At 73.1% G+C, this 25,098-nt stretch carries 21 protein-coding genes; 14 read left to right on the forward strand and 7 right to left on the reverse strand.

Going from position 1 to position 25,098, the window contains the following annotated elements; translation table 11 throughout:
* The first annotated feature begins 39 nt into the window (after positions 1-39).
* From OOJ98_RS14045 to OOJ98_RS14065, 5 genes are all read left to right on the forward strand, one after another.
* Positions 40-969, forward strand: coding sequence for an ABC transporter permease (locus OOJ98_RS14045; protein ID WP_267054999.1), 930 nt, complete (start codon positions 40-42; stop codon positions 967-969).
* Positions 966-2,921 (forward strand): dipeptide/oligopeptide/nickel ABC transporter permease/ATP-binding protein, encoded by a 1,956-nt coding sequence (locus tag OOJ98_RS14050; RefSeq protein WP_267055000.1) that lies wholly within the window; start codon positions 966-968, stop codon positions 2,919-2,921. The genes OOJ98_RS14045 and OOJ98_RS14050 overlap by 4 nt, the downstream gene beginning before the upstream one ends.
* Entirely contained in the window at positions 2,918-3,994 is a 1,077-nt protein-coding gene (locus OOJ98_RS14055) for an oligopeptide/dipeptide ABC transporter ATP-binding protein (RefSeq protein WP_267055001.1), read from the forward strand. Before OOJ98_RS14050 ends, OOJ98_RS14055 begins: the two co-directional genes overlap by 4 nt.
* Positions 3,976-5,556: an ABC transporter substrate-binding protein gene (locus tag OOJ98_RS14060; protein WP_267055002.1), complete on the forward strand. Its 1,581-nt coding sequence runs from the start codon at positions 3,976-3,978 to the stop codon at positions 5,554-5,556. Before OOJ98_RS14055 ends, OOJ98_RS14060 begins: the two co-directional genes overlap by 19 nt.
* Positions 5,557-5,859: 303 nt before the next feature.
* Positions 5,860-6,498: a class I SAM-dependent methyltransferase gene (locus OOJ98_RS14065; protein ID WP_267055003.1), complete on the forward strand. Its 639-nt coding sequence runs from the start codon at positions 5,860-5,862 to the stop codon at positions 6,496-6,498.
* A gap of 104 nt (positions 6,499-6,602) precedes the next feature.
* Here OOJ98_RS14065 and OOJ98_RS14070 read toward each other — a convergent pair whose 3' ends face one another.
* Positions 6,603-7,550 (reverse strand): phosphotransferase, encoded by a 948-nt coding sequence (locus OOJ98_RS14070; RefSeq protein WP_267055004.1) that lies wholly within the window; start codon positions 7,548-7,550, stop codon positions 6,603-6,605.
* A gap of 333 nt (positions 7,551-7,883) precedes the next feature.
* On the opposite strand from OOJ98_RS14070, the gene OOJ98_RS14075 reads away from it, so the two are divergent.
* The 3 genes from OOJ98_RS14075 to OOJ98_RS14085 all read left to right on the forward strand — a co-directional run bounded on the left by OOJ98_RS14075 (position 7,884) and on the right by OOJ98_RS14085 (position 10,925).
* Positions 7,884-8,552 carry a chloramphenicol phosphotransferase CPT family protein gene (locus tag OOJ98_RS14075; protein ID WP_267055005.1) on the forward strand — a complete coding sequence of 223 codons (669 nt, stop codon included), beginning with the start codon at positions 7,884-7,886 and terminating at the stop codon, positions 8,550-8,552.
* An 81-nt stretch (positions 8,553-8,633) separates the two neighbouring features.
* Positions 8,634-10,154, forward strand: coding sequence for a hypothetical protein (locus OOJ98_RS14080; protein WP_267055006.1), 1,521 nt, complete (start codon positions 8,634-8,636; stop codon positions 10,152-10,154).
* Positions 10,155-10,169: 15 nt separating this feature from the next.
* Positions 10,170-10,925, forward strand: a complete 756-nt coding sequence (locus tag OOJ98_RS14085) for a DUF4239 domain-containing protein (protein WP_267055007.1) — start codon at positions 10,170-10,172, stop codon at positions 10,923-10,925.
* Here the strand turns inward: OOJ98_RS14085 and OOJ98_RS14090 are convergent.
* Positions 10,903-12,129 (reverse strand): low temperature requirement protein A, encoded by a 1,227-nt coding sequence (locus OOJ98_RS14090; RefSeq protein ID WP_267055008.1) that lies wholly within the window; start codon positions 12,127-12,129, stop codon positions 10,903-10,905. The genes OOJ98_RS14085 and OOJ98_RS14090 overlap by 23 nt on opposite strands.
* A gap of 336 nt (positions 12,130-12,465) precedes the next feature.
* Here OOJ98_RS14090 and OOJ98_RS14095 point away from each other — a divergent pair, with 336 nt between their 5' ends.
* Entirely contained in the window at positions 12,466-14,256 is a 1,791-nt protein-coding gene (locus OOJ98_RS14095) for a glycoside hydrolase family 15 protein (RefSeq protein WP_267055009.1), read from the forward strand.
* A 51-nt stretch (positions 14,257-14,307) separates the two neighbouring features.
* Here OOJ98_RS14095 and OOJ98_RS14100 read toward each other — a convergent pair whose 3' ends face one another.
* A complete protein-coding gene (locus tag OOJ98_RS14100; RefSeq protein WP_267055010.1) occupies positions 14,308-14,583 on the reverse strand; it encodes an isoamylase early set domain-containing protein in 276 nt (91 codons plus the stop codon).
* 346 nt (positions 14,584-14,929) lie between these two features.
* Here OOJ98_RS14100 and OOJ98_RS14105 point away from each other — a divergent pair, with 346 nt between their 5' ends.
* Positions 14,930-15,745 (forward strand): SigB/SigF/SigG family RNA polymerase sigma factor, encoded by an 816-nt coding sequence (locus OOJ98_RS14105; RefSeq protein ID WP_267055011.1) that lies wholly within the window; start codon positions 14,930-14,932, stop codon positions 15,743-15,745.
* 93 nt (positions 15,746-15,838) lie between these two features.
* On the forward strand, positions 15,839-16,108 hold the full coding sequence (locus OOJ98_RS14110) for a hypothetical protein (protein WP_267055012.1): 270 nt from the start codon (positions 15,839-15,841) through the stop codon (positions 16,106-16,108).
* A gap of 38 nt (positions 16,109-16,146) precedes the next feature.
* Here OOJ98_RS14110 and OOJ98_RS14115 read toward each other — a convergent pair whose 3' ends face one another.
* The 3 genes from OOJ98_RS14115 to OOJ98_RS14125 all read right to left on the reverse strand — a co-directional run bounded on the left by OOJ98_RS14115 (position 16,147) and on the right by OOJ98_RS14125 (position 18,529).
* The gene (locus tag OOJ98_RS14115) at positions 16,147-16,338 is read right to left on the reverse strand and encodes a hypothetical protein (RefSeq protein ID WP_267055013.1); all 192 of its coding nucleotides are present in this window, start codon (positions 16,336-16,338) and stop codon (positions 16,147-16,149) included.
* Between the two features lie 138 nt (positions 16,339-16,476).
* Positions 16,477-18,066 carry an NAD(P)/FAD-dependent oxidoreductase gene (locus OOJ98_RS14120; protein WP_267055014.1) on the reverse strand — a complete coding sequence of 530 codons (1,590 nt, stop codon included), beginning with the start codon at positions 18,064-18,066 and terminating at the stop codon, positions 16,477-16,479.
* Positions 18,059-18,529, reverse strand: a complete 471-nt coding sequence (locus tag OOJ98_RS14125) for an SRPBCC family protein (RefSeq protein ID WP_267055015.1) — start codon at positions 18,527-18,529, stop codon at positions 18,059-18,061. The genes OOJ98_RS14120 and OOJ98_RS14125 overlap by 8 nt, the downstream gene beginning before the upstream one ends.
* Before the next feature lie 377 nt (positions 18,530-18,906).
* Between OOJ98_RS14125 and OOJ98_RS14130 the strand changes: the two genes are divergently transcribed.
* From OOJ98_RS14130 to OOJ98_RS14140, 3 genes are all read left to right on the forward strand, one after another.
* Positions 18,907-20,001: a glycosyltransferase gene (locus OOJ98_RS14130; protein WP_267055016.1), complete on the forward strand. Its 1,095-nt coding sequence runs from the start codon at positions 18,907-18,909 to the stop codon at positions 19,999-20,001.
* Positions 20,002-20,137: 136 nt separating this feature from the next.
* The gene (locus OOJ98_RS14135; RefSeq protein ID WP_267055017.1) at positions 20,138-21,322 is read left to right on the forward strand and encodes a zinc-dependent alcohol dehydrogenase; all 1,185 of its coding nucleotides are present in this window, start codon (positions 20,138-20,140) and stop codon (positions 21,320-21,322) included.
* Positions 21,323-21,583: 261 nt separating this feature from the next.
* The gene (locus OOJ98_RS14140; protein ID WP_267055018.1) at positions 21,584-23,821 is read left to right on the forward strand and encodes a catalase; all 2,238 of its coding nucleotides are present in this window, start codon (positions 21,584-21,586) and stop codon (positions 23,819-23,821) included.
* A 165-nt stretch (positions 23,822-23,986) separates the two neighbouring features.
* On the opposite strand, the gene OOJ98_RS14145 is transcribed toward OOJ98_RS14140, so the two are convergent.
* The gene (locus tag OOJ98_RS14145) at positions 23,987-25,096 is read right to left on the reverse strand and encodes a glutamate--cysteine ligase (RefSeq protein WP_267055019.1); all 1,110 of its coding nucleotides are present in this window, start codon (positions 25,094-25,096) and stop codon (positions 23,987-23,989) included.
* Positions 25,097-25,098: the final 2 nt, after the last annotated feature.

The raw sequence follows: 25,098 nt of genomic DNA on the forward strand, positions 1-25,098 counted from the left end.
ACCACTCCCTATGAGGTGAGCATGGCAATCCTCCGGTTGGTGGCACGACGACTCCTCTCGTCCGCGCCCCTGTTGTTCCTCGTGTCCGCACTCACCTTCGTCCTGGTGTCCCTGGTGCCCGGAGATCCCGCCCGAACGATCGTGGGCCAGCACGCGACGGCCGAGCAATATGCCGCCGTACGAAGCCAGTTGGGGCTCGACGACTCCTTGCCGGCGCAGTACTGGCACTGGATGGCGCACGCCCTCCACGGCGACCTCGGCTCCTCCCTGTTCAGTGGGGAAGCGGTGACCGCGGTCCTGAACGCACGACTTCCCGTGTCGCTCTCCCTCATCGTCGCGGGCACCCTCGTCTCCGGGATCCTGGGCGTCTCTCTGGGCGTGCTCACCGCGCGCCGGGGTGGATTTCTCGTCAGGATCGTCGACGGTCTCTCCCTCGTCGGTCTCGCGGTGCCGGCCTTCTGGTTCGCGCTCGTCCTGATCGCGGTCCTCGCCGTGAAGCTGCGGTGGTTCCCGGTCACCGGATACGTGCCGCTGACCGAGGATCCGGTCCAGTGGGCCCGCTGCCTCGTGCTGCCCGTGGTGTCGCTGTCCCTCGGCACCGTCGCCATGATCGCCAAGCAGACCAGGGACTCGGTCCTCGACACCCTCGGCCGGGACTTCGTCCGTGTCATGCAGGCCAACGGCTTCTCCCGCCGCTCCATCCTCTACCGGCACGTGCTGCGCAACGCCGCCCTGCCGGTGGTGACCGTGCTCGGCGTGGTCCTGATCAGCCTGCTCGCCACCGCCGTGTTCGTGGAGACGGTGTTCGCCATGCCCGGCCTCGGCCTCCTGACCCAGCAGGCCACGATCCAGCACGACATCCCCGTCATTCAGGGAGCCGTTCTCTACATCACCGTGCTGGTCGTCGTGGTCAACCTGCTCGTCGACCTGACCTACCGCCAACTCGACCCCAGGGTGCGTACGTCATGAACCGGACCACCGCGGCGACCGCCGCTCCCACCCCCGCACCCACCCCCGCACCCGCCTCCTCCGGCCCCGGCCTGGCCCGGCGCGTCCTGCGACGCCCGGCCGGGGCGCTGAGCGCCGGCTGGCTCGTCCTCCTGACGCTCGCCACCACCGGGGCGTCCGTGATCGCCCCGCACGGCCCGCTCGACCAGGACCTCGGCAGCGTCCTCGCCGGACCCTCGGGCGGCCACTGGCTCGGCACCGACAACCTCGGCCGTGACCTGCTCAGCCGACTGCTCTTCGGCGGACGCTCCACCCTGCTGGCCGTGGCCGAGGCGCTCGCCGTCTACCTGCTCATCGGTGTGAGCCTGGGGCTGGCGTCCGGATACCTCGGGGGCTGGGCCGACCGGATCACCACCCGGGCAGCGGATCTCCTGTTCGCCCTGCCCGGCATCATCATCGTCCTCGTGGTCCTGTCGGTCTTCCCCGGCAATCTGCATGCCGCGATGGTCACCTTCGCCGTCCTCGGCAGTCCGGGCATGATGCGCGTCCTGCGCTCCCAAACCCTCGGGATCCGTGGGGAGTTGTATGTCGCGGCCGCCAAGGTCGCGGGGCTGACGTCCGGTCGGATCCTGCGGCGGCACGTCCTTCCGCGGCTGACCAGCACGGTGATCGTGCAGGCGGCGCTCTTCGCCGCGATCGTCGTCATCATCCAGGCGGGACTCGGCTTCCTCGGCCTCGGCGCGCAGCCGCCGGACCCCTCCTGGGGCGGCCTCGTGGCCGACGCCTCGCAGATCATCGACCGTGACCCGTGGATGCTGGTCCCCGCCGGTGTGCCGCTGGTCCTCACCGTGCTGGCCCTCGGCATGCTCGGCGACACGATCCGGGACGCGGCCATCGCACGCTGGTCCGTCCCGCAGATGGCGGGACCGCGGACCGCCCCGCCGATCCGAGCGGGCGCCACCCCCTCCTCGGCCCCCGAGGCCGCCGACGAACCCGACCCGGACGCGCTGATCTCCGTACGCGGCCTCTCCGTGGAGATCGCCGGGACACCCGTCGTGCAGAACGTCAGCTTCGACGTACGGGCGGGTGAAACCCTCGGCGTGGTGGGGGAGTCGGGGTGCGGCAAGTCGGTCACCTCCCTCTCACTCCTCGGGCTCGTCCCGGGCGGGGGACACATCTCGGGCGGGCGCGTCGTGTTCGACGGCACCGACCTGGTCGGCGCGCCCGCAGCCCTCGGCGCCGTCCGGGGATCGCGGATCGCGTACGTCTCGCAGGAGCCGATGGTCGCACTCGATCCCACGTACACCGTCGGGCAGCAACTCGGCGAAGCCGTCCGGCACCACCGGCGGCTGCGCGGCCAGGCTCTGAGCGCACGGGTGACGGAGCTCCTGACGATGGTCGACATCCCCGATCCGGCGGCCGTCGCGCTGCGCCATCCGCATCAGCTCTCCGGCGGCATGGCCCAGCGCGTCGCCATCGCGCTCGCCCTCGCCGGCGACCCGGAGCTGCTGATCGCGGACGAGCCCACCACCGCGCTCGATGTGACCGTGCAGGCGGAGATCCTCACGCTGCTGCGCACCCTCCGCACCGAGACCTCCCTCGCGGTGCTCATCGTCACGCACGACTGGGGCGTGGTCGCCGACCTGTGCCACCGGGCGGTCGTGATGTACGCCGGGCAGGTCGTGGAGCAGGCCGGTGTCGAGGCCATGTTCGACCAGCCGCTCCACCCGTACACGGCGGGGCTTCTGGCCGCCAACCCCCACTTGGCGAGTGAAGGAGAGGCCCTGCCCACCATCCCCGGCGCCGTGCCCGCCCCGCGCGACTGGCCCTCGGGCTGCCGCTTCGCGCCCCGCTGCACCCTGGCCACCGGCCGGTGCACCGACCGGGCGATCACCCTGACACGACCCGCGCCGGGCCGGCTCACCCGCTGTGTCCACTCCTCGCAGCTCCTCCCGGAAGGCGCCGACTCATGACAAGCCCGCCCGTCCTGGACATCCGCGACCTCAGCGTCGTGTTCCCACAGGGCCGTCGCCTTCCCCCGCTGCACGCCGTGGACGGCGTCTCCCTGAGCATCGCGCCGGGCGAGACGGTGGGCCTCGTCGGCGAATCCGGATCGGGCAAGTCCACGATCGGGCGTGCCGTCCTCGGCCTGGCCCCCGTGCACGCCGGCCGGATCGACTTCGAGGGCACCGACATCACCCGTGCCCGGCCCCGCGACAGGCGAGAGCTGAGCGCCCGGCTGCAGGTGGTCTTCCAGGACCCGTACTCCTCCCTCAACCCGGCCCGGACGATAGGCCAGACCCTCGCCGAGCCGCTGCTCGTCCACCAGAGCCTCGACGCACGCGCGACGGCGCTCCACATCGCCGACATGCTGCGACGGGTCGGCATGCCCGCCGACACCGCGAGCCGCTACCCCGGTCAGTTCTCCGGCGGGCAGCGTCAGCGCATCGCCATCGCCCGCGCCCTCATGCTCCGCCCGAGCCTGGTCATCTGCGACGAACCGGTCAGCGCGCTCGACCTGTCCATCCAGGCCCACATCATGAACCTGCTGGGCGAGTTGCAGCGCGAGCTCGGCCTGGGCTACCTCTTCATCGCGCACGACCTGTCCGTCGTGCGCCACCTCTCGCACCGCATCGTGGTCCTGCACCGCGGCCAGGTCATGGAGTCGGGCCCGGCGCCCGCGCTGTACGCCGACCCCGTCCACCCCTACACCCGCGCGCTTCTCGACGCCGTACCCGAACCCGACCCCCGGGCCCAGCGCGCCCGCAGGCCGGCCCGGTCCGCGGCCGCCTCCACCGGCGCGCCCGCACCGGGCGGCTGCACCTTCGTCCACCGCTGCGCGCACGCCGTGGAGGTGTGTCACCGCGAGCGGCCCGCTCTGCTGCCGCTGCCCGGCGCGGGCGCCGACTCCGGACAGCGGCTCGTGGCGTGCCACCGGTCCGCGGAACTGCGCGCACCGGCCGGTGCGAGGAACGACCCACCCGGCGATCTGCCCACGGCTGTGGGCCCCACAGGTAAGGAAGCGCCATGCCCAGCAAGCGAATGACCCAGCGCGTGACCCGGCGCACGACCGGCGGCCTCGCGGCACTCGCGATGCTCGCCGTCGGCGCCACGGCCTGCTCGGGATCCGGCGCGGGATCCGGCGCGTCCGGCCACGGCCAGGGGGACACGCTCACCGTGGTCTCCCTCAGCGCGCCGGCCAGCCTCGACCCCGCGAAGGCGAACGTCGGCTCCGACAACTGGTTCGTCAACCTCACCTACGACACCGTCCTGCGTCAGCGGAGGGACGGGACGGCGGGGCCGGGCCTCGCCACGACGTTCGGCTATGTGGGCTCCGGCAACACGGAGTTCGAGTTCACCCTGCGCGGCGGCCTCAGGTTCGCCGACGGCAGCGCGCTCGACGCCAAGGCGGTGGCGAACTCCCTCGACTACAGCCGCAAGAACGGCCTCAACGTCTCCTGGACCTCGGCGATCGCCTCCGTGACCGCGACCGGGCCCCTCACCGTACGGATCCACTGCTCAAGCCCCAACCCCATGCTGCCCCAGCTGCTGACCCAGCTCCTCATGATCGGCTCGGTGATCAGCCCCAAGGGCCTGGCCCGGCCGGGACTCATGGGCACCCAGTCGTTCGGGGCCGGCCCCTACGTCCTCGACGCGGCGAACAGCGCGTCCGGAGACCACTACACGTACAGGCCCAACGCGAACTACTGGGACAAGACGAAGATCCACTGGAAGAAGGTGGTCATCAAGGTCGTGTCCAACCCCAACTCCGCGCTCCAGGCCGTCAGGACCGGCCAGGCGGAGGTGATGGGCATCTCGGCCAACCAGGTCGACACAGCGCGCGCCGGCGGTCTCGACGTGGTCGGTTCGCCCAACGCGGTACTCGGCCTCAACCTCGCCGACCGCAACGGGAGTTCGGCCAAGCCGCTCGCCGACGTACGGGTGCGGCAGGCGCTGAACTACGCCGTCGACCGCGACGCCATCACCAAGGCCGTCGTCGGGGGCCACGGTCACTCCACCGACGAGATCTCCCTGCCCGGCCTCGACGGATACGCCGCCGACTACGACCGCCACTACACCTACGATCCGGCGAAGGCCATGCGCCTGCTCGCCGAGGCGGGGTACCCCCACGGCTTCCCCCTGAAGGTCGAGACGCAGGGGTTCTTCGGCGTCGACCTCGTCACGCAGGCCGTCGTGGAGCAGTGGAAGAAGATCGGCGTCACCGCGGAGGTCACCACCGACACCAGCATCGGTCAGTGGCTCACCAACGCGACCTCCAAGAAGTTCCCCGTCCTCGGCTTCGGCTACGGCGGCGCCACGACGTACGCCCTGTCCCTCGACTGGATGCTGCCGCACCCCACGGCCTTCAACCCCTTCGCCACGTCGGACCCCAAGCTCACCGGCGTGCTCGCGGCCGCGGCCGCCGCCGCACCGGACCGGCAGGGCGCCCTCTACCAGGACGCGATGCGCTACGCCGTCGACCAGGCGTGGTTCGTCTCCGTCATGCGCATGGACGGCCTGTACGCCTACAACGGCAAGAAGCTGACCGGCTTCGACGTCAAACCCGGCTACCTCCCCGACCTCGCCTGGGAGGTGGCGCCCAAGTAGAGCCATGGTGGGCGGAGTTGGAGCCACGACTCGGGGGTGCGGGGGGAGGGGCCCGCACCCCGGAGGGTGGGGGAGGCGCAGGCGCGCCTCGGAGGCGTACAACCTTCCGGCGCAGCGCTCAAGGGAAGGCGTCCGAGCCGGGGTTCGGGGCGGCGGGGCGGAACTAGTCGAGGTGACGGCGTCGCACCGGCTCCCGGCCCTCGCGCCGGCGACGCGCGGGCTCGCCCGCACCCGCTTCGACGGGGTCACCGGGCGTCAGGAAAGGGCGAGTTGGGGCCGGTCCGGCTGGACTACCGTGACCGGATGACTTTCGACGGCTGGCTCGCGGACACCCGTGCCTCCTACGACACCGTGGCCGCCGACTACGCCGACCTGGTGCGCGACCTTCTCGATCGGACGCCCTACGAGCGGGCGGTCCTCGCGCTCTTCGCCGGCCGGGTGAAGTCCGCGGGCCCGGTCGCGGACGTGGGCTGCGGGGCCGGGCGGGTCACGGCCCATCTGCGGGACCTGGGCGTGGACGCGTTCGGCATCGACCTGTCCCCGGCGATGATCGACGTGGCCCGGCGGGACCACCCCGGCCTGCGGTTCGAGGTCGGCTCCATGACGGACCTCGGCCTCGCCGACGCGTCCGTGGCCGGACTGATCGCCTGGTACTCGCTGATCCACGTCCCCGACGACGAGCTCGACCCGGTCCTCCAGCACTTCCGGCGCGTGGTGCGCCCCGGCGGACCGCTGCTGCTGGCCTTCCACGCCGGCGACGGGACGAGGCTGAAGACGCGGGGCTACGGCGGTCATCCCATGAACGTGTACGTACACCTGCGCCGGCCCGCCGACCTGACCGCCCGGCTCGACGCCGCGGGCTTCGCCGTCGAGGCGCAGATGAGCCTTAGCTCGGCGGAGAGCGACGCGGGAGCGATGCTCCTCGCGCGCCGGATGCCGTGACCGCCGGGGCGCCGCCCCGGCTCAGGAGTGACGGGCCGCCGCGCGCCACGCGCAGACAGGTCAACGTGTCGGGTCTGGCGTCGCCTTGGTGCTCGGCCAGGGGATCACTCGGCGTCGACTGACCTCGGCAGGCCCGCGCGCCACCAGTATCGTCCCGCGACGAGTTCGTCGAGGGAGAGCAGCCGGGTGGAAAGCAACTGGGCCTGGGCGTCGGAGTGTTCGAGCGCGATGCGGAGATCCGATACGAGGTGCGCCGTCTCGCGGATCTCGCACGCGGCCCTGAGCGAGGCGACCGGGGTGTGCGTCGCGCGCGACACGACGTCGAGCACCGTCTCCAGGTGGGGGCCGCTGAACCGGACCAGGAACATCCAGTCGTCGGCCGGTTCGCCGAAGCGGGCCCACTCGAAGTCCAGCAGGGCCGTCACGTCCGCGTCCCGCGCGAGCCAGTTGCCCCAGTGGCAGTCCGCGTGGACCGGCACGTGGGCGCGAGCGTGGTGGGGCGCGCGCTCCGCCAGCGCCCGGAGGCCGTCGAGGAGGGGCCGGGGCACGGTCCCGTGACGGTCGAGGCGGGCGAGGGCGTCCACGTCGGCGACGAGTGCCTCGCGGCCGGTGAACCCGCCGTGGTCGAGCGGCTCGGCGAGCAGTTCGGCGACGGGGCCCGAGGGCGTCCATGTGTGCAGGGCGAGGAGGCGTTGGACGGCTTGCTCCGCCAGCGCGCGGGCGGTCGCACGGTCCACGCCGGGCAGGTGGATCCCGGGCGCCGTTCCCGGCACGCGGGCGTAGCAGGCGTAACGGATGGGCCGGGTGCCCAGCCGGTGGACGCCGCTGTCGAGCAGAGGGGCGGTGAGTCCGGCCGGCAGATGGGGTGCGAGGGCGATCTCGCGGTTCAGGCGCGCGTGGCCGTCGGCCTCGATGAGCTTCACGACGGCGTCCGCGCCGACGTAGACGTGGTGGGAGCTGCTCGGTGCGGTGCTCATGTGCCCCGGGTCGTGCCCCAGGGCTGCCGCGGCGATGGAGCGGGCGGCATCGTGTGCGTGCCGTAGGTCGGTCATGGGGTACTCCAGGCGTGGACGTTCGTGTGCCGGTGGAGTCGGCCCGGACCGCGGCGCGGCTCCGCCGTAGCGCGTCTCGCTTCCCGCCGGAAACGATCATGTGAGGGCCCCACACTACAGCGCGGGCGGCGGTGGGGGACGGGAGCGGGGGAGGGATGGTCGCGCCGAGCGGCCGATCGCGTAGGTCTGCCGAACGTGTCTGTGCGGTAAGGGAGTTCAGGCGTTCTGCCGCACTTGGATCGAGCGAAGTGCGGGGCATCGGGCGCGGCCCACCTGATCGAGCCCACGTACCATCAGGCGCGCCCGAAGTGCACCGAAGCGGAAGGAACACCCATGGCAGCAGCGCCCGTTCCGGCACCGATCACCCCGAGCCTGCACTCGACGGGTGAGGCGCCGCCCGCCGGGGGATTGATCATCTTCCTGAACGGCACGTCCAGTTCGGGCAAGTCGAGCATCGCGAGGGAGCTTCTGCCGATCCTCGGCGACACCTGCTTCTCCATGCCGGTGGACGCGTTCCACGCCCTGCGGACCACCCCGCCGGACCTCTCTCCCGACCGGCTCGCCGACGTGCTCAAGCGCACCTGGATGGGCTTCCACCGGGCCGTGGCGGGGATGGCGGCCGGCGGCAACAATGTCGTGGTCGACCATGTCCTCAGCGAACGATGGCGCCTGTTCGACTGTCTCTCCCTGTTCGTTCCCCAGGACGTCGTGCTGGTCGGTGTGCGCTGCCCCCTGCCGGAGCTGGAACGGCGTGAACGAGAGCGTGGTGACCGGCCGCCAGGGCTGGCCGCGCGGCAGCTGGCGCAGGTGCACGCCCACGGCGTGTACGACATCGAATGCGACACCGGCACCAGCAGTCCGCTCGACTGCGCCCGGCAGATCAGGGACTTCCTGCCGCACCGTCCGACCCCGACCGCCTTCGAGCGTCTGAAGTCGCTTCCGCACGAGGAGATCCGTAGAGGCGTGGCCCATAAGGGTGGGATTTGTAATATTAACCAATAAACCCGGCATGCCTCGACGCGCTGCCCCGTCCCTTCGGTGACCATCTCTCCGCACAGTGCTATCGGCGGAAGGGGTATCGGGATGGGGCTCCCGCGCGGTTGTCCGGCCGCTCGGCGCACGGTGCTCGTGGTCGCGTTCACGGCCGTCGCCACCCTGCCCGGCTCCCTCGCGGGGTTGCCCACGGCCCGCGCCGGGGGCGTGGGGGAGCACAGCCTGCGGCTGACGGTGACCGTGAACACCCGCCCGGGGCTCGGTGCCCTGCGGCCCGGCATCCGGGTGGGCGCGCCGGTGGTCAAGGTGTACCGGGTGGCCAACCTCGGGGAGGCCGACCTGTCCACGGTCCGGCTGACCGACCCGGCCGTACCGGGTTCGCTCATCCACTGCGCCAACGGCTCCGGCCACCCCGGATATCTGCGGGCCCTGTCGAGCACCGTGTGCTCCGCCGAGTTGCCCGCCGCCCCCGGCACGCACACCGGCTGGGTCGTGGCGACGGGGGTGGTGCCCTCGCTCGCGATGCGGATGCGGGCGTCCGCGCGGAGCGGTTACGGCGGCGTCGCGGGCGCCCTCACCCTCACCGAGAGCGCGCGACTGCTCAGCTTCACCGAGGCCGAGATCGGCTATGTGGTGACCAACCCCGGGAACAGGACGGTGTACGGCATCGCGCTGGCCGACCCCGTGCTGGTACCCGGCCCGCTCGACTGCGCCGGCCGTCAGGACATCCCGGAGCTGGGCCCTGGCGCGTCCGCCACCTGCACGGTGCGGGTGCGACGCGACCCCGGTGCCTACCGCAGCGCGGCGACGGCCACCGGAAGCGACCGCACGGACACCCTGGACCCGGAGGGGCGCAGCACGCCCCCGCCGGTCCTCAGCGCGCGGGCTGACGCGGAGTTCGTCCTTCCGGCGCTTCCGACGGCCCCGGCCGCGCCGGAGCCCCTGCCGCGCGCCGTGCCTCCCGGCCGCTCGTCGGCCGAGGCCCCGCCGCCCGCCGGTTCCGGCCGTCCGGGCGGACGCGGTCCCGGCGTCCCGGGCACGTCCCGTGGAACCGCTCCGGGTGCGGGCACGGCTGCCGGGCCGGGCGTACGCGCCGGCGCCGGGGGGCCGGCCGGGACCACCCCCGGCGGGGCCGGGGCGCCTGCGGGTGCGGGTGCTGTCGCCGGTGCGGGTGGCGCTGCCGGGGCCGCCGGCCCGGCGGGTCCGGCCGGTGGCGCAGGCCCCGCACCCGGCGGCCCGCCCGGTCCAGGTGCTGCCGGGGTGCCCGGCGCCGCGGCCGGTGCGGGCGCGGCAGCCGGACCCGGCGCACCCGTGGCGCCCGCCGCGCCCGCCGTACCGGCGGAGCCGAACGTGCCGGGCGGCGACAGCCCGGCCCGGCCGCCCGGCACCGGCGTCGTCGGCCCCGTACCGGTGGGCCCGGCCCGGCCGCCGGGGACGGCGCGTCCTCCCCGGTCGGCGGTGGCGCAGCCCCCGGTGCCGTCGCCCTCGTTCCTCGGCGCCCTGCAACGCCACGCGCAGGCGCACCCCGGCCTGTCCATCGCGGCACTGCTGCTGCTCTTCCTCCTGCCGGCCGCCCTCGCGGCGGTGCTGCTGGGCTCACGCCGCCCCTAGTCCCAAGGAGCCCAGGTGTCCTCTGCCGTACAGGCCCTCGCCATCATCCTCGCGGTGGCCCTGGTCGCCGCGGCGACGGTGGTGGCGAAGCACCGCTTCTTCCCACCGGATCCCGCCGACGAGCCGCGCGAGGACGTCGCCGAGTACATCTCGATGATGGTGGGCGTGCTGTACGCGCTGGTGCTGGGGCTCGCCCTCGTATCGGTGTGGGAGACCAGCGACAACGCGTCCTCCCACGTGCAGGCGGAAGCCGGCGCCCTGCACCAGACGTACTTGGTCGCGGATGCCCTGCCGGCCGAGGGACAGAGCCGGGTGCGCGCCATCTCCCAGCAGTACGCCGAGCACGTCGTCGACGCGGAGTGGCCGAGAATGGCGGCCCGCGAAAGCCTCGGCCCCGGCGGGTGGACGCTCCTCGCCGAACTGCGGGCCGCGACCCGGGTACCGGCCAACGCCACCCCTGCCCAGCAGATCGCGGCCCAGGAACTGCTGGCACAGCTGGGCACGCTCGACGAGGCACGGCGCGGACGCGAGCAGGACGCGCAGAGCAGCCTCTCGCCCGTCCTGTGGGTCGGACTGATCCTGGGCGGTGTGCTGACGGTGGCCTTCATGTTCCTCTTCGGCATCCAGCGCAACGCCACCCACATCGTGATGGTCATGGGCCTCGCCGCACTCATCACCTTCCTCGTGCTGCTCATCCACGAACTGGACTCGCCGTTCGGCGGCTACCTGGGCACGGACACCTCGGCGTTCACCCGCCACTTCCCCGGGTGAGCCGGCGCTCGTACACGATCGGCCACAGCACCACGAGGACGAGCAGCCAGACCGTCGTCACCGTCGCGAGGCGGGCTCCGAACCCCGCCAGGAGCAGGGGCAGCGCGCAGCACGGCAGGGAAACGTACAGGAGCGGGCGGTGTGCCCCGTCCGCCCGACCCGCCCGTTCCGCCCGTCCCGGCCGGGCGAGGGCGCTGAGCAGGAAGTAGCCGGACAGGGCCGAACACAGCAGCCACCGGGTGGCGTTCGGCAGGGTCTCCAGGTGCCCGACGGCGGCCCCGAGGGCGGCGGCCAGCGCGGCGAGGCAGCCCGCCACGAAACAGTGCAGGGGCAGCGCCGCGCGCGTGGGCAGGACGCCCGCCGCGAGATGCGGCACCCCCGCGTACCCGTGCCGGAACGACAGGGCCCACACCGCGGTGAGGAGGGCGAACGCGGCGACGGAGAAGCCGTACAGCTTCCGCTCCCACTCCACGTCGGCGGCGGCCTCGATCACCTGTGCCACCCCCTCGCCCAGCACGATGATGATGAACAGGCCGAGCCGCTCGCTGAGATGCTCCGTCTGCGACCGCGCGAACGACAGGCTTCCGGCGCGGACCCGGCCCGGCCGCCGGCCCTCACGGCGTTCGCGCCGCTCATGGGCCGCCTGGTGCTCGACGATCTCGCGCGCGGACACGGCGAAGGTGACGTACAGGTCCAGGACGACGCCCAGGGCCCACAGCCAGTGGCGGGCGGGGTCGTGCACCCAGAGGGAGACGATCCACGGAGTCACACCGAGCGACATCTGCGCGGCCGGCCAGTCCACGAGGACCTGACGCCGGTGCTGCCAGGCCCGGTTGGCGACCACCCGGGTCAGGACGTACGCGAGGGCGAAGACCCGGGAGCTCTGGTCGTTCCCCTCGTGCACACCCGGCACCGCGGCCGCCATGACGGCCATGCCGAACATCGCGACCAGCACGGTCCGGGTGTGCGTGCCCGCGTCGGCCACGTCGGCGTAGAGGGTGAAGCAGATCCACGCCGTCCAGAACGCGAGGAAGAGCAAGGCGTAGAGGCCGACGTCGGCCGGGCCGGGTGTGCCGTGCAGCAGGTGGGCGATCTGCGCCACGCCCGCGACGGCCACGAGGTCGAAGAACAGCTCCAGCCAGCTCGCGTGCCGGTCCTCGGGCGACGGCGCCCGCGCAGCCGTCCCGGCCGAATCGTCGCTCACACCACTCCCATCGCCGGTGGGCCGCCCCTGCCCGACGCGTCGCCCGGACGGAAGACGACAGTGCCACACCACGACCGGTGCCGCTGGTCCGCTCTCGTGTCCCGTGGCGAACGGGTGGTGGACACGCGGCGGGGCCGGCGCCGGAGCCGCGTCGGGAGCGGGGTTCGTCTTCGGCCTCGCCCGCAGGGCAGGCACACGTCATGGCGCGGTCGTGGCGGGCCGTGCGACGACGGTGTCCGGGCCCCGGCGTGCCGCGGCCGGGCTTCGGGGTTACGACGTAGACAGCACAGCACAATGTCCGTGCTTCCTGAACGGACCGACCGACCGCGAGGAACCATGGTGAGCCGCACATCCGAACCGTCGCGCTCCGCGGCCGGCCCTCCGCCGCAGACGCTGCGCGAGTACGCGCTGATCGCCGACGGGGAGCGGGGCGCCCTCGTCGGGCCGCACGGGGACATCGCCTGGATGTGCATGCCCCGCTGGGACTCCGACGCCGTGTTCGCCACCCTCATCGGCGGCCCCGGACACTACGCGCTCACCCCTGTCGGACGGTATGTGTGGGGCGGCTACTACGAGAACGGCACCCTCGTCTGGCGCAGCCGGTGGACCACCGGGACGGGCGTCGTGGAGTGCCGCGAAGCGCTGGCCCTGCCGGCCGACCCGCACCGCGCCGTGCTGCTGCGCCGCCTGCTGGCCGTCGACGGCGAGGCCCGGGTCACCGTCGACCTGGCGCCCGCCGCGGGTTTCGGCGCCGACCGCGCCCGCCTTCCGCACCGCGACGACGACGGCACCTGGAGCGCCCGCACAGGACCCCTGCGGTGGCGGTGGAGCGGTGTACCCGAGGCGCGTCCCGCCCGGTACGGTCACCGCGGCGGCCTCGCCGCGACGCTGACCCTCGAGCCGGGCGAACAGCGCGACCTCGTACTGGAGCTTTCCGAGCACGCCCTGCCGGAGCGGCCCGACGCGGACGCGCTGTGGAGCGCCACGCAAGCGGCCTGGGCCGCCGAAGTCCCCGCGCTCGCCCACACCCTCGCGCCCGAGGACGCCCGCCACGCCTACACCGTGCTGCGCGGCCTCACCAGCGCCTCCGGCGGCATGGTCGCGGCCGCCACCACCAGCCTTCCCGAACGGGCGGAAGCCGGCCGCAACTACGACTACCGCTACGTCTGGATCCGCGACCAGTGCTACGCCGGTCAGGCCGCGGCGGCGGCCGGCGGACACCCGCTGCTCGACGACGCCGTACGGTTCATCTCGGCCCGACTGCACGAGGACGGGCCGAGGCTCGCGCCCGCGTACACCGTGGCCGGGGGTCCCGTGCCCGAGCCGTCGCAGCTCGCGCTCCCCGGCTATCCCGGCGGGGGCAGCCGCATCGGGAACCGCGTGCGGACCCAGTTCCAGCTCGACGGCTTCGGAGAGGCGCTGCTCCTGTTCGCGGCCGCCCACCGGCACGGGCGGCTGGACACCGACGGGTGGCAGGCGGTGGACATCGCGGCCGACGCCATCGCCCGGCGGCGCTCCGACGCCGACGCCGGCATCTGGGAGCTCGACGCCCAGCACTGGACGCACAGCAAGCTGATCTGTGCGGCGGGCCTTCGCGCCGTCGCCCACATCGCGCCGTCCGCGAGCAAGGCCGCCGCATGGGCGTCGCTCGCCGACGTCGTCCTCGCGGAGACGACGGCCAACGGCGTTCATCCTTCAGGTCGTTGGCAGCGTTCGGCGAGCGATCCCTCGCTGGACGCGGCGCTGCTGCTGCCGCCCCTGCGCGGCGCGGTGGCGGCCGACGATCCGCGCACCACCGCCACCCTGCGCGCCTACACCGAGGAACTGACCCGCGACCACTACGCCTACCGCTTCCGGCACGACCAGCGGCCCCTCGACGAGGCCGAGGGCGCCTTCCTGTTCTGCGGCTACGTGATGGCGATGGCCGAGCACCAGCAGGGCAACCAGGCCGAGGCCGTGCGCTGGTTCGAACGCAACCGCTCGGCCTGCGGGCCGCCCGGCCTGTTCGCCGAGGAGTACGACATCAGCCAGCGCCAGCTCCGCGGCAACCTGCCCCAGGCCTTCGTCCACGCCATCATGCTGGAGAGCGCCGTCCGCCTCGCGGCCCCGCCGGAACACACCCCGTAGTCCCACCCCCGGCCGGGCGCACACACCTGCCTCCCGGGTGCGGAGTGTTCCTCAGGTGTGGAGGCGGCTGTTGGCACCGTCGTGGCTGTCGGCGCTGTCGTCGTCGAACCAGTAGTCCCCGGCCGCCAGATAGCGGAAGGCGTGTGTGCTGCGGTCCGGCAGCTCCACCGTCACCGCGCGCTTGCCGTCCTTGCGGGCCCGCAGCTCGTGGGTGCCGGGCCGCCAGTCGTTGAAGTCTCCGACGACGCTGACGGGGCCGGGCGGGGCGTCGACAGGGAGCACGAACGTGATCTCGATGCTGTCCTTGCTCCGCTTGCGTTCCAGCACGGAAACCTCCTGTGGGTGGATGGGGTTGGGCCCATCCTGGGGCCAGGACCGCGGCCCCGCACCCCGGCGGTGCCGCCGACGCGCGGGGCGGGCGCCCCCAACGGCCGAACACCGGCGGCCGCACGGGGTGCTGACCCTCCCGGGGAGCACTCGGGAGCCGCCGGGCCCGTGACGGGATCCCGGGCCCCGGCGCCTCGGCGTCACGGTGCGTGAGGGTTCGGGATGCGATCGGCGAGCGGCGCTGGTTCGCTGGAAGGGCTTGCGTCGTCTCCGGCCGCGGTCAGGGCGTGGCGGCTCGGCGGCGACAGCCCAAGCCCGGCCCAGGTCCAGGTCCAAGGAGCCCGCCATGTCGGACACCAGCCACAGCCGCGGACAGCGCGGCCACGACGACGTCCCCGGTACCGCGGCGGCCTTCGTCCGGCTCGGGGCGCTCGCCCAGGGGCCCGAGTACGAGGCGCTGCGCGACGACCTCGTGGCCCGGTGGCTGCCGATGGCGCGGCGCCTCGCGCTCAAGTACCGCAATCGCGGCGCCGAGATCGACGATCTGTACCAGGTCGCCGCGATGGGTCTGGTCAAGGCGGTGGACCGGTACGAGGTCGCGCAGGGCCCCTTCGAGGCGTACGCGATCCCGACCATCAACGGCGAGATCAAGCGGCACTTCCGTGACGCGCTGTGGGCGGTGCACGTGCCGCGCCGGATCCAGGACATCCGCAACAAGGTCCGGCTCGCCCGCCAGGAGCTGAAGGCGACGCGGCCGGGGGAGCCCACCGTCGCCGAACTGGCCGCCCTCTCCGGGCTCGACGAGCAGGACGTACGGGACGGACTCGAAGCCCTCGGCTCCTTCAAGAGCCTCTCCCTCGAAGCGGAGTCGCGTACGGAGGGCGGCGACGCCGGTGAGACCGTGTCCCTGACCGACACGCTCGGCGCCCCCGACCCCGGCTTCGACGCCGTCATCGACCGCGAGGCGGTGAGGCCCGCCCTCCGGGCCCTGCCGGAGCGGGAGTCGCAGATCCTGTACATGCGGTTCTTCGGCGACATGACCCAGAACCAGATCGCGGCGGCGCTCGGCATCTCCCAGATGCATGTCTCGCGCCTGCTCAACAGCACCTGCGCGCGGCTGCGGGACCAGGCACTGGCCGACCCCCGCGTCGGCGCGGCCTGACACCCCGCGCGGCCGCGCAGCCGACGCGCGGCGGCGCGGGCTTCGCCCTAGTTTGGCCCTGTCGGCGACGAACTCATCAGGCAAGGAGTCCGCATGGCGGGCAGGAGCAGGAAGAGCCGGGCCAAGACCGCGTCCACGGAAGGTGCGTCCAGGGAAGGTGCGTCCAGGGAAGGCGCGTCCCGCGAGGGCGCGGGCGAGGGCGGCGTGGGCGAGGACGGTACGGGCAGCGCCCCGGACGGCGGCTCCGCCCGTGCGGACCGGGCGGCCGAGCAGGTCAAGGCCAAGGTGAAGCAGGCCAGGGCCGACATCGCGGGCCGCTCCCGCACGGACGACCGGGGGACGCCGAGGGCCGGCAAGGAGTAGCGCCGCCCGCGCGCGGGCCCCAGTGCCTTTCTAGCCCCCTACGGGCCGTGTTTCCCCTCCCGCTGCGCGCGGGCCATCAGGGCGTCCCTGAGCGCGAAGACGGCGGTCCGGTCGGCGTCACGCGCGAACCGTTCGAGCAGTTCGGCCGCGCCGGGGTCCGGCCCGCCCTCCATCGCTTCGACGAGCGCGGCGATACTCGGCCACTGGTCGCTGGAATGGCTATCGTCCACGGGAAGTCCGGTTCTATTAGCAGATTCGAGGTCGGCACCGCCCCAACGGACTACTCATACCAGGACGAGACCGCTCATGGTGCCCGGCAGCGGCCCGAACCACCATTTAGAGCACGGCGTTCCGCCCCGCGCGCCGCCTCACACGCGCTGGGCGCGGTGGAGGAGCGGCTTGAGGAAGCGCGGCCCCAGCGCGGCACGCGCGGCGTTCGCGCCCGGAGCCCCGTGCACACCTCCGCCGGGATGGGCGGCTGCCGAGGCGAGGTAGAGGCCCTTGACGGGGGTCTCGGGCCGGCCCGTGCCCGGCACCGGCCGGAAGACCGCCTGTTGGTGCAGGGCAGTGGTGCCGTTGTTGATGGCGCCCAGGTGCAGGTTCTCGTTCATGGCCTGGAGCGTGGTGGGGGCCAGGATGCGGCGGGCGCGGATCAGCGACCGGAATCCCGGCGCGTACCGCTCCACCTGCGCCTCGACCCGGTCCGCCATGGCCTGCTGCTCGCCGTCGTCCCACCGGCCGGTGATTCCGTCGGGCCCGGCGTCGGACGTGATCTCCTGCGGCACATGCGTATAGGCCCACGCCGACTCCGTACCGGCGGGGGAGCGGCTGGGGTCCGCGGTGGTCATCTGTCCGACGAGGGCGAACGGACTGCCCGGGACCTGCCCCATCGCGATCTCGGAGGCGAACCGGGTCAGCCCGTCGACACCGTCGGCGAGGTGCACCGTCCCCGCACCGCGCGCCCCTGGCGCCGTCCACGGCACCGGCCCCGACAGCGCCCAGTCGACCTTGAACGTCGCGAAGTCCCACTGGAAGCGCGTCAGATCACGCACCAGGCGAGCCGGCAGGTGCTCCTCGCCCACCAGGTCCCGGTAGAGCGCCGGCGCGGAGACATCGGCGAGCACGGCCCGCCGCCCCCGGACCACCTCCCCGCGTCCCGTCCTCACCCCGACGGCCGTGCCGCCGCGTACGACGACGGACGCGACGCGCTCCCCGCACCGCACGGCGACCCCGCGCTTTTCGAGCCGGCTCACGAGCGCCGCGGTCAACGCGCCCGCGCCGCCCACCGGGACCGGAAAGCCGTGGCTCTGCCCGAGCATCGACATCAGCCAGCCGAAGCCGCCGCTGACCGCCGACTCCGGGGCCATGTCCGCGTGCAGGGCGCAGCCGGCCAGAAGGAGCCGGCCGCCGTCCCCCGCGAACTCCTCCTCGCCCAGGCGCCGTACGGGCAGAGCCAGGCTGCGGGCCAGCCGGACCCCGCCGGGTGCCCGCAGCTTCGCCGCGAGCCGCAGCCCGGCGCGCACCGGCGGGAAGGGCGCGAACAGGGCCCGCACCACGTCCGGGCCGACCGTGCACCACTGGTCGTACATGGCCTGCCACGCTTCGCCGTCGCGCGGCCCGAAGGCGGCCAGCCCCGCCGCGGTGTCCCGCACGTCGCGCTCCAGGACCGCGCACCTGCCGTCCCGCAGCGGGTGCGCGAGGACCCGTGGGGCATGGCTCCACCGCAGACCCTCCGCCGCCAGATCGAGCCGGGTCAGAACGGGCGAGGCGGCGGCCAGCGGATAGAAGGCGCTGAAGAGGTCCGACACGTAGTCCGGGTGGACGCCCCGGTCGCTGCGCACGGCGCCGCCGGGTTCGGGCTGCGCCTCCAGGACCTCCACGCTCCAGCCGGCGTCCGCCAGGACGTTCGCGGCCACCAGCCCGTTGGGACCGGCGCCGATCACCACGGCGTCAGGCATGCCGGACCCCGGCGGCAGGCCCGGCCCCGGCGGCGGCGCGCTCCACGACCCTGGCCAGCCGGGGCAGCATGCCCCGGTGGCGGAGCTGGAGCAATGCCTCGCTCACGGGATTGTGCAGGGTGCCGCCCAGGCCGCGCAGGGGGTGCTCGTCGCAGATGACCAGGGTGCCCGTGCCCCAGGGCCTGAGCTGGAGGAAGATCCTCGCGCTGCCCAGCGCCTTGAACTTCGCCTCCAGCTCCAGCTCCCGGCACGGCTCGCTGTGGCGGACGGTCGTCGTGCCCTCGCCCGACCAGGGGCCCACCCGCAGGGTGAACCGCAGCCGGGAGCCGGTCGTCGGCCAGGTGTCGTCGAGGGGCGTGGAGCTGTCCGGCCCCACCACCCACTCCCCGTACCGCTCGGGGTCCGCGAGCACCGCCCACACCTCGGTGGGGGAACGCTTGATCAGCTGGTGGCGGATGGCCATGGGAGAAGCTCTCCTTGCCGACGGGGCTGGGGCGCGTCCACGCAGCCGTGGAGCTACGGAACTCACGGCGCCCGGAACCTCCGGAGCCCGGACACGGGCGGATCGGGCGGTGCCGCTGCCGAGACCGTGCCTCCTCGAACGACCGGGACCGGCCTTCGGGACGGCGACGGAGCCGCTCACCGACCATGGTGCGCGCCCCGGTGGGACCTCGCATCCTGCCCGCTCCTCTCACCCGGGCGGCCGAGTCCCGGCACGCGCCCGCCTCCCCGGCGTACCGCGCGACGGCCCCCCGCGTCCCGGCCGCGGTCCGCGTGCGGTGTCCGGCGACCTTTCACAGACTGGGACCGGCAGGGTGCCCGCACCGGAGGAGAGTCATCGTGGAAGCGCCATCGACGGATCGTCCCGACGGGATCAGGGTCGCCTCGGTGCCCGCGGGCCACGTGTACGTGCGGCACTGCTCCGCGCCGGAACCCGACGGCGTCACCCGCCTCCGCGACCCTCTGCCCAGCGGCGGGCCGAGCAGCTCACGGCGGTGGTGGCCGCCGGTCATGCTGGACCCCGACTGGGTGAGCGCCCACCACGAGGACTTCGACGTCTTCCATCTGCACTTCGGGTTCGACGCGCACGGCCCCGAGCAGCTGACCGCCCTGGTGGACGCCCTGCGCCGGCACGGCAAGCCGCTGGTCCACACGGTGCACGACCTGCGCAACCCGCATCACCTCGACCCCGCGGCCCACGACGCCGCCCTCGACGTCATCGTCCCGGCCGCCGACCGTCTCATCACGCTCACACCGGGCGCGGCGCACACCATCGGCGAACGCTGGGGCCGGACGGCGACCGTGCTGCCGCACCCCCATGTGGTGGACCTGCCCCGGCTGGCCCGCCCCAGGCCGCCCGGCGACCAGTTCCGGGTCGGCGTCCACGCCAGGAGCCTGCGGCCCGACATGGCCGTCCTGCCCGTCGTACGCGTCCTCGCGGAGACCGTCGCCGGACTGACGGACGCGGAACTCCTGGTCAACATCCACCGGGACGTGACCGACCCCGAGGCGCCGGCCCACGCGCCCGAACTCCTGGCAGCGTTGCGGGAGTTGGTGCACCGGGGCCGCCTCACCCTGACCATCCACGACCGTTTCGACGACGAGCAGCTCTGGGACTACCTGGAAGCGCTCGACCTGTCCGTACTGCCCTACCGCTTCGGCACGCACTCCGGATGGCTCGAAGCGTGCCACGACCTGGGCACCGCCGTCGCCGCCCCCGACTGCGGCTTCTACGCGGAGCAGCGTCCCTGCCTGACGTACGGGCACACCCAGGAGGGCGGCCTGGACGAGGAGTCCCTGCGCAAGGCCGTTCTGCGGGCCTACGAGGAGCGGCCGGCGCCCCGGGCCGGCGTGCGGCACCGGGCTCGGGAGCGGACCGAAGTCGCCGCCGCCCACCGCGCGCTCTATGCCGGCCTGGTGGGCCGGGCGGAGTGAGCCGGCCCGTGGGAAACACGGACCGGTCGGGAAGGCGCGGCCGACCCGGTTCGCCGCCCGGACCCGGGGCACGCGCTCACCGAGCGAAACGTGTGGATTCGAACCATCTGAGGCGGTACACCCGCGAGGAGGCGACATGAGGGCACTCACCTGGCACGGCAAGCGAGACGTACGCGTCGACACCGTGCCCGACCCCACCATCCAGAAGGACGACGACGTCATCATCAAGGTGACGACGACCGGCCTGTGCGGGTCCGACCTCCATCTGTACGAGGTGCTCGGGCCCTTCCTCGACCCGGGCGACATCCTCGGCCACGAACCCATGGGCGTCGTCGAAGAGGTCGGCCCCGGCGTCACCGCGGTGAAGCCGGGGGACCGCGTGGTCATCCCCTTCAACGTCTCCTGCGGCACCTGCTTCATGTGCGGCCAGGGCCTGCACTCGCAGTGCGAGACCACCCAGGTGCACGAACACGGCTCGGGCGCCGCCCTGTTCGGCTACACCAAGCTCTACGGACAGGTGCCGGGCGGCCAGGCCCAGTACCTGCGCGTGCCCTTCGGCAACACCCTGCCCATCCGCGTCCCGGACGGCCCCTCCGACGAGCGGTTCGTCTACCTCTCCGACGTCCTGCCCACGGCCTGGCAGGGGGTCGAGTACGCCGCCGTCCCGCCGGGCGGCAGCGTCGCCGTCCTGGGCCTCGGCCCCATCGGCGACATGAGCGCCCGCATTGCCGCCCACCGCGGCGCCGAGACCGTCATCGGGATCGACCTCGTACCGGAACGCCTGGAGCGGGCCGGGCGGCGCGGCGTCCACACCCTCGACCTCCAGGAGCACGGCGACCACCTCACCGACGCCGTACGCGAACTCACCGGAGGCCGGGGCCCGGACGCCGTCATCGACGCCGTCGGCATGGAGGCCCACGGCAGCCGCGTCGCCGCCGCGGCCCAGAACGTGACGGGCCTCCTGCCCGACGCACTCGCCTCGGCCATGATCAAGCGGGCCGGAATCGACCGGCTCTCCGCGCTCTACACGGCGATCGACCTCGTCCGCAGGGGCGGCACCATCTCCATCTCCGGCGTCTACGGCGGCGCCGCCGACCCGATGCCGCTCCTGACCATGTTCGACAAGCAGCTGCAGCTCCGCATGGGACAGGCCAACGTCCGCCGCTGGGTCGACGACATCCTGCCCCTGCTCACCGACGGCGACCCGCTGGGCGTGGACGACTTCGCCACGCACCGCATGACGCTGGAGCAGGCGCCCGACGCGTACGAGATGTTCCAGAAGAAGCGGGACGGTGCCGTCAAGGTCATCTTCACGCCGTAGCCCCGCCCGCCCCACACCCGGAACATCCCCTGCCACCCCCGGACACGCACGGCGCCGCACCCGGCCGGGGCTCCCTCGCACGAGGGAGCGTTCATCCACGGACAGCGGGTACGCGGCGTGAACGGCCCCGGCCATGCGAGCGGCCGGGCGAATGCCATGGACCCCGCGGATGCGGGTGACAACCACCCGTGGTCCGTTTGAGGTTGGCGACCGAACGGTCATGGCTGAGGTGTCCTGAAGACCGCCACTGGGAGAGAACACATGACGACAGAGCACCACCACGCAGACTCCACCGCGAGCGGCGACGGCCTGCCGGGCAAGCCGGGGCCGGTCTCGCCGCCCGCGGCCGAGCCCACGCGGCCCGCCGGGCCGCTGCCGCCCAAGCCCGACCAGCGGGGCCCGGAGACCGTGAGCCCGACGGGCCAGGCCACGGGCGCCGACCCGGCCCGCATGGCGCAGAGCGGTGCCTACCTCACGACCGCGCAGGGGACGCGGGTGTACGACAGCGACCACTCGCTCAAGGCCGGGCCGCGCGGCCCCGTCCTGATCCAGGACCACCAACTGCGCGAGAAGATCACGCACTTCGACCACGAACGCATCCCGGAACGCGTGGTGCACGCGCGGGGCGCCGCCGCCCACGGCGTCTTCCAGGCCTACGGCACCGCCGGCGAGGTGTCGAAGGCGGCCTTCCTCGCCAAGGGCGTGGAGACCCCGGTGTTCGTCCGGTTCTCCACCGTCCTCGGCTCACGCGGCTCGTCCGACACGGTGCGTGACACCCGCGGCTTCGCGACGAAGTTCTACACCGAGGAAGGGACCTTCGACCTCGTCGGGAACAACATTCCGGTCTTCTTCATCCAGGACGCGATCAAGTTCCCGGACGTCGTGCACGCGGCCAAGCCCCACCCCGACCGCGAGATCCCGCAGGCCCAGAGCGCCCACGACACGTTCTGGGACTTCGTGTCCCTGCACACCGAGGCCACCCACCACACACTGTGGAACATGTCCGACCGCGGCATCCCCCGCTCCTACCGGATGATGGAGGGCTTCGGCGTCCACACCTTCCGGCTGGTCAACACCGCCGGCAAGAGCGTCCTGGTCAAGTTCCACTGGAAGCCGAAGCTCGGCGTGCACTCCCTGGTCTGGGAGGAGGCGCAGCTCATCAACGGCATGGACCCCGACTTCCACCGCCGTGACCTCTTCGACGCGATCGAGGCCGGCGCCTTCCCGCAGTGGGAGCTCGGGATCCAGGTCTTCCCCGACACCCCCGAGCAGACCTTCGAGGGAATCGACCTCCTCGACCCCACCAAGTTCGTGCCCGAGGAACTCGCACCGGTTCAGCCCATCGGCCTGATGACGCTGAACGCCAACACCAAGAACTACTTCGCCGAGACCGAGCAGGTCGCCTTCCACCCCGGGCACCTCGTCCCGGGCATCGACGTCACCGACGACCCGCTGCTCGCCGGACGCCTCTTCTCCTACCTCGACACCCAGATCAGCCGGCTCGGCGGCCCGAACTTCGGGCAGATCCCGATCAACCGGCCGCACGCGCCCGTCAACGACATGCACCGCGACGGCATGCACCAGACCGCCGTGCACACCGGAGTCGCCCCGTACCGGCCCAACACCCTGGACGGCGGATGCCCCTTCCTCGCGGGCGCCGACATGAGCGCCTTCGTGGAAACCCCGGTGAGCATCCCCGAGACCAGCAAGGTCCGGGAGGCTCCCGCGTCGTTCGCGGACCACTTCAGCCAGCCCCGGCTGTTCTGGCTCAGCATGAGTGCCCCCGAGCGCGAGCACATCATCGCCGCCTACACCTTCGAGCTGAACAAGTGCTTCGAACAGGCCGTCAAGGAACGCAACTTGAAGGTGCTGGCCAACATCGACCCCGAGCTGTGCGAGCAGGTGGCCGCGGGCCTCGGCCTGCCGGCGCCGCAGGCCACCGTGCCGCTCGTGCCGGCCGACCCCAGCCCGGCCCTCTCCCAGCTGGGCAGCACCTGGCCCACGGACGGCCGCGTGATCGGCGTCGTCGCCGACGCCGCGGCCGACCTGGACGGCGTACGGAGCGTGCGTCAGGCCGTCCTGGACGCCGGCATGGTCCCCCTCGTCATCGCGCCGACGGGCGGCACGCTCGGCTCCGGCGACGACGCGATCGCCGTCCAGCGGACCTTCGCCACGGCCCGGTCCGTCGAGTACGACGCGCTCCTGTTCGCCGGATCCCCCGAGCCCGGCGACGACGCCTACGGCGCACGCGACGCCAAGGCCGGCTCGCCCGCCACCGCGGGCGCCGACCCGCGTGTCCTGCTCCTGCTCACCGAGGCGTACCGGCACGGCAAGGCGCTCGGCGGATGGAGCGACGCCCGCGGGCTGTTCGCGTCGTCCGGCATCGGCGCGGACGAGCCCGGTGTCGTCCTGAGCGACAGCGGCACGGCAGCGGTGGAGAAGGTCAAGGGCGCCCTGGCCGAGCACCGGGCATGGGACAGGTTCCCGCCCGCTGCCTGACGCACCCTGTGTGCCCGCACCCCATCGGTGCGGGCACACGGCTGTGCGTGGGGAGCGGGGAGGTGGGGCGAGCCCATGTGCGGGGCGGGCCGCGGTGTGTGGTGGGGCGGCAGATGGGGTGGGTCGCCGAGGGCGGTGGGCGGCAGGTGGGGTGAGCCGCTGTCTTCACTCCGCGAGGGCGGTCATGCGGGCGCACTCCCGCACGACCGAGCCGAGATCGTGGTGGCGTCGGAGGAGCTCGCGCTGACGTTCGGCGCCGGTGCCCCGGGTCGTCAGGCGGCCCAGTGTGTCCCGCACCCGCTCCAGATCGCCGCTCTCGGACAGTGCGTCCCGCACGTGGTCGAGGAGGGCGGCGACCACCTCGGCGGCGGGCGCCTCGCGCATCGTGCGCGGGTCGACCAGCGCACCGGTCAGGCCCGAACGGGCGGCCCGCCAGGACGCCAGGCGCAACAGGCCCGCACTGACGTCGGCCGGTGGCCGGCCCGCCCGCCAGGACGCGGCGGCCGTATCCACCAGAGCACGCACGAGCGCCGCGATCAGGACCGTGGTGCTCGGCTGCAGACAGACGTCGGCGACACGGACCTCCAGCGTCGGATAGCGCGCGGAGAGCCGGGCGTCGAAGTAGATCATGCCGTCGTCGCGCAGGGCACCCGTGGCGATCATGGAGTCGACGTGGCGGTGGTAGCGGTCGGCCGAGCCGAACGCCTCGGTCGGGCCGGCGGACGGCCACCGGTTCCAGACCCGGCTGCGATAGCTGCTGTACCCGCTGTCCTCGCCCTGCCAGAACGGCGAATTCCCGCTGATCGCGGTCAGCACCGAGAGCCACGGCCTGATCCGGTCGAGCACGGCGACACCCTCGTCGTCGGATTCGACCGCCACATGCACATGGCAGCCACAGGTCAGCTGCTCACGGGCGGTGAGACCGAGGTTCTCCGCCATCCAGAGGTGGCGCTCGCCGAGGTCCAGCGAAGGCTCCACCGGCACCGGAGACGTGGCGAGGGCGGCCACAGTGGCCCCCGCCTCCCCGGCACGGGAGGCCGCTTCCCGACGACGGCGAACGATCTCGTCCTCGATGTCGCCCATCGCCGTGAGCGGGATGGTCGCGAACTCCACCTGCTCCTGCTGGAGTTCCTTCTCGAACGCCTGCTCCTGGGGGTCACCGGGCTTCGGGGAGGGCTCCTGGGCGGGGGAGACGACGACCGTGGAGAGCGCCAGGGCCTCTCCGGTGCGCGCACTGACCACGAGCAGCTCTTCTTCAACGCCGACGGTGCGCATGC

Source organism: Streptomyces sp. NBC_00083 (assembly GCF_026343295.1).
GTDB lineage: Bacteria > Actinomycetota > Actinomycetes > Streptomycetales > Streptomycetaceae > Streptomyces.

Bases quoted from the DNA above. Each gene is read 5' to 3' on its own strand.
- OOJ98_RS14050 (WP_267055000.1), top strand. From the start codon at position 966: ATGAACCGGACCACCGCGGCGACCGCCGCTCCCACCCCCGCACCCACC.
- OOJ98_RS14055 (WP_267055001.1), top strand. From the start codon at position 2,918: ATGACAAGCCCGCCCGTCCTGGACATCCGCGACCTCAGCGTCGTGTTC.
- OOJ98_RS14060 (WP_267055002.1), top strand. From the start codon at position 3,976: ATGCCCAGCAAGCGAATGACCCAGCGCGTGACCCGGCGCACGACCGGC.
- OOJ98_RS14065 (WP_267055003.1), top strand. From the start codon at position 5,860: ATGACTTTCGACGGCTGGCTCGCGGACACCCGTGCCTCCTACGACACC.
- OOJ98_RS14070 (WP_267055004.1), bottom strand. From the start codon at position 7,550: ATGACCGACCTACGGCACGCACACGATGCCGCCCGCTCCATCGCCGCG.
- OOJ98_RS14075 (WP_267055005.1), top strand. From the start codon at position 7,884: ATGGCAGCAGCGCCCGTTCCGGCACCGATCACCCCGAGCCTGCACTCG.
- OOJ98_RS14080 (WP_267055006.1), top strand. From the start codon at position 8,634: ATGGGGCTCCCGCGCGGTTGTCCGGCCGCTCGGCGCACGGTGCTCGTG.
- OOJ98_RS14095 (WP_267055009.1), top strand. From the start codon at position 12,466: ATGGTGAGCCGCACATCCGAACCGTCGCGCTCCGCGGCCGGCCCTCCG.
- OOJ98_RS14105 (WP_267055011.1), top strand. From the start codon at position 14,930: ATGTCGGACACCAGCCACAGCCGCGGACAGCGCGGCCACGACGACGTC.
- OOJ98_RS14110 (WP_267055012.1), top strand. From the start codon at position 15,839: ATGGCGGGCAGGAGCAGGAAGAGCCGGGCCAAGACCGCGTCCACGGAA.
- OOJ98_RS14120 (WP_267055014.1), bottom strand. From the start codon at position 18,066: ATGCCTGACGCCGTGGTGATCGGCGCCGGTCCCAACGGGCTGGTGGCC.
- OOJ98_RS14125 (WP_267055015.1), bottom strand. From the start codon at position 18,529: ATGGCCATCCGCCACCAGCTGATCAAGCGTTCCCCCACCGAGGTGTGG.
- OOJ98_RS14135 (WP_267055017.1), top strand. From the start codon at position 20,138: ATGAGGGCACTCACCTGGCACGGCAAGCGAGACGTACGCGTCGACACC.
- OOJ98_RS14140 (WP_267055018.1), top strand. From the start codon at position 21,584: ATGACGACAGAGCACCACCACGCAGACTCCACCGCGAGCGGCGACGGC.
- OOJ98_RS14145 (WP_267055019.1), bottom strand. From the start codon at position 25,096: ATGCGCACCGTCGGCGTTGAAGAAGAGCTGCTCGTGGTCAGTGCGCGC.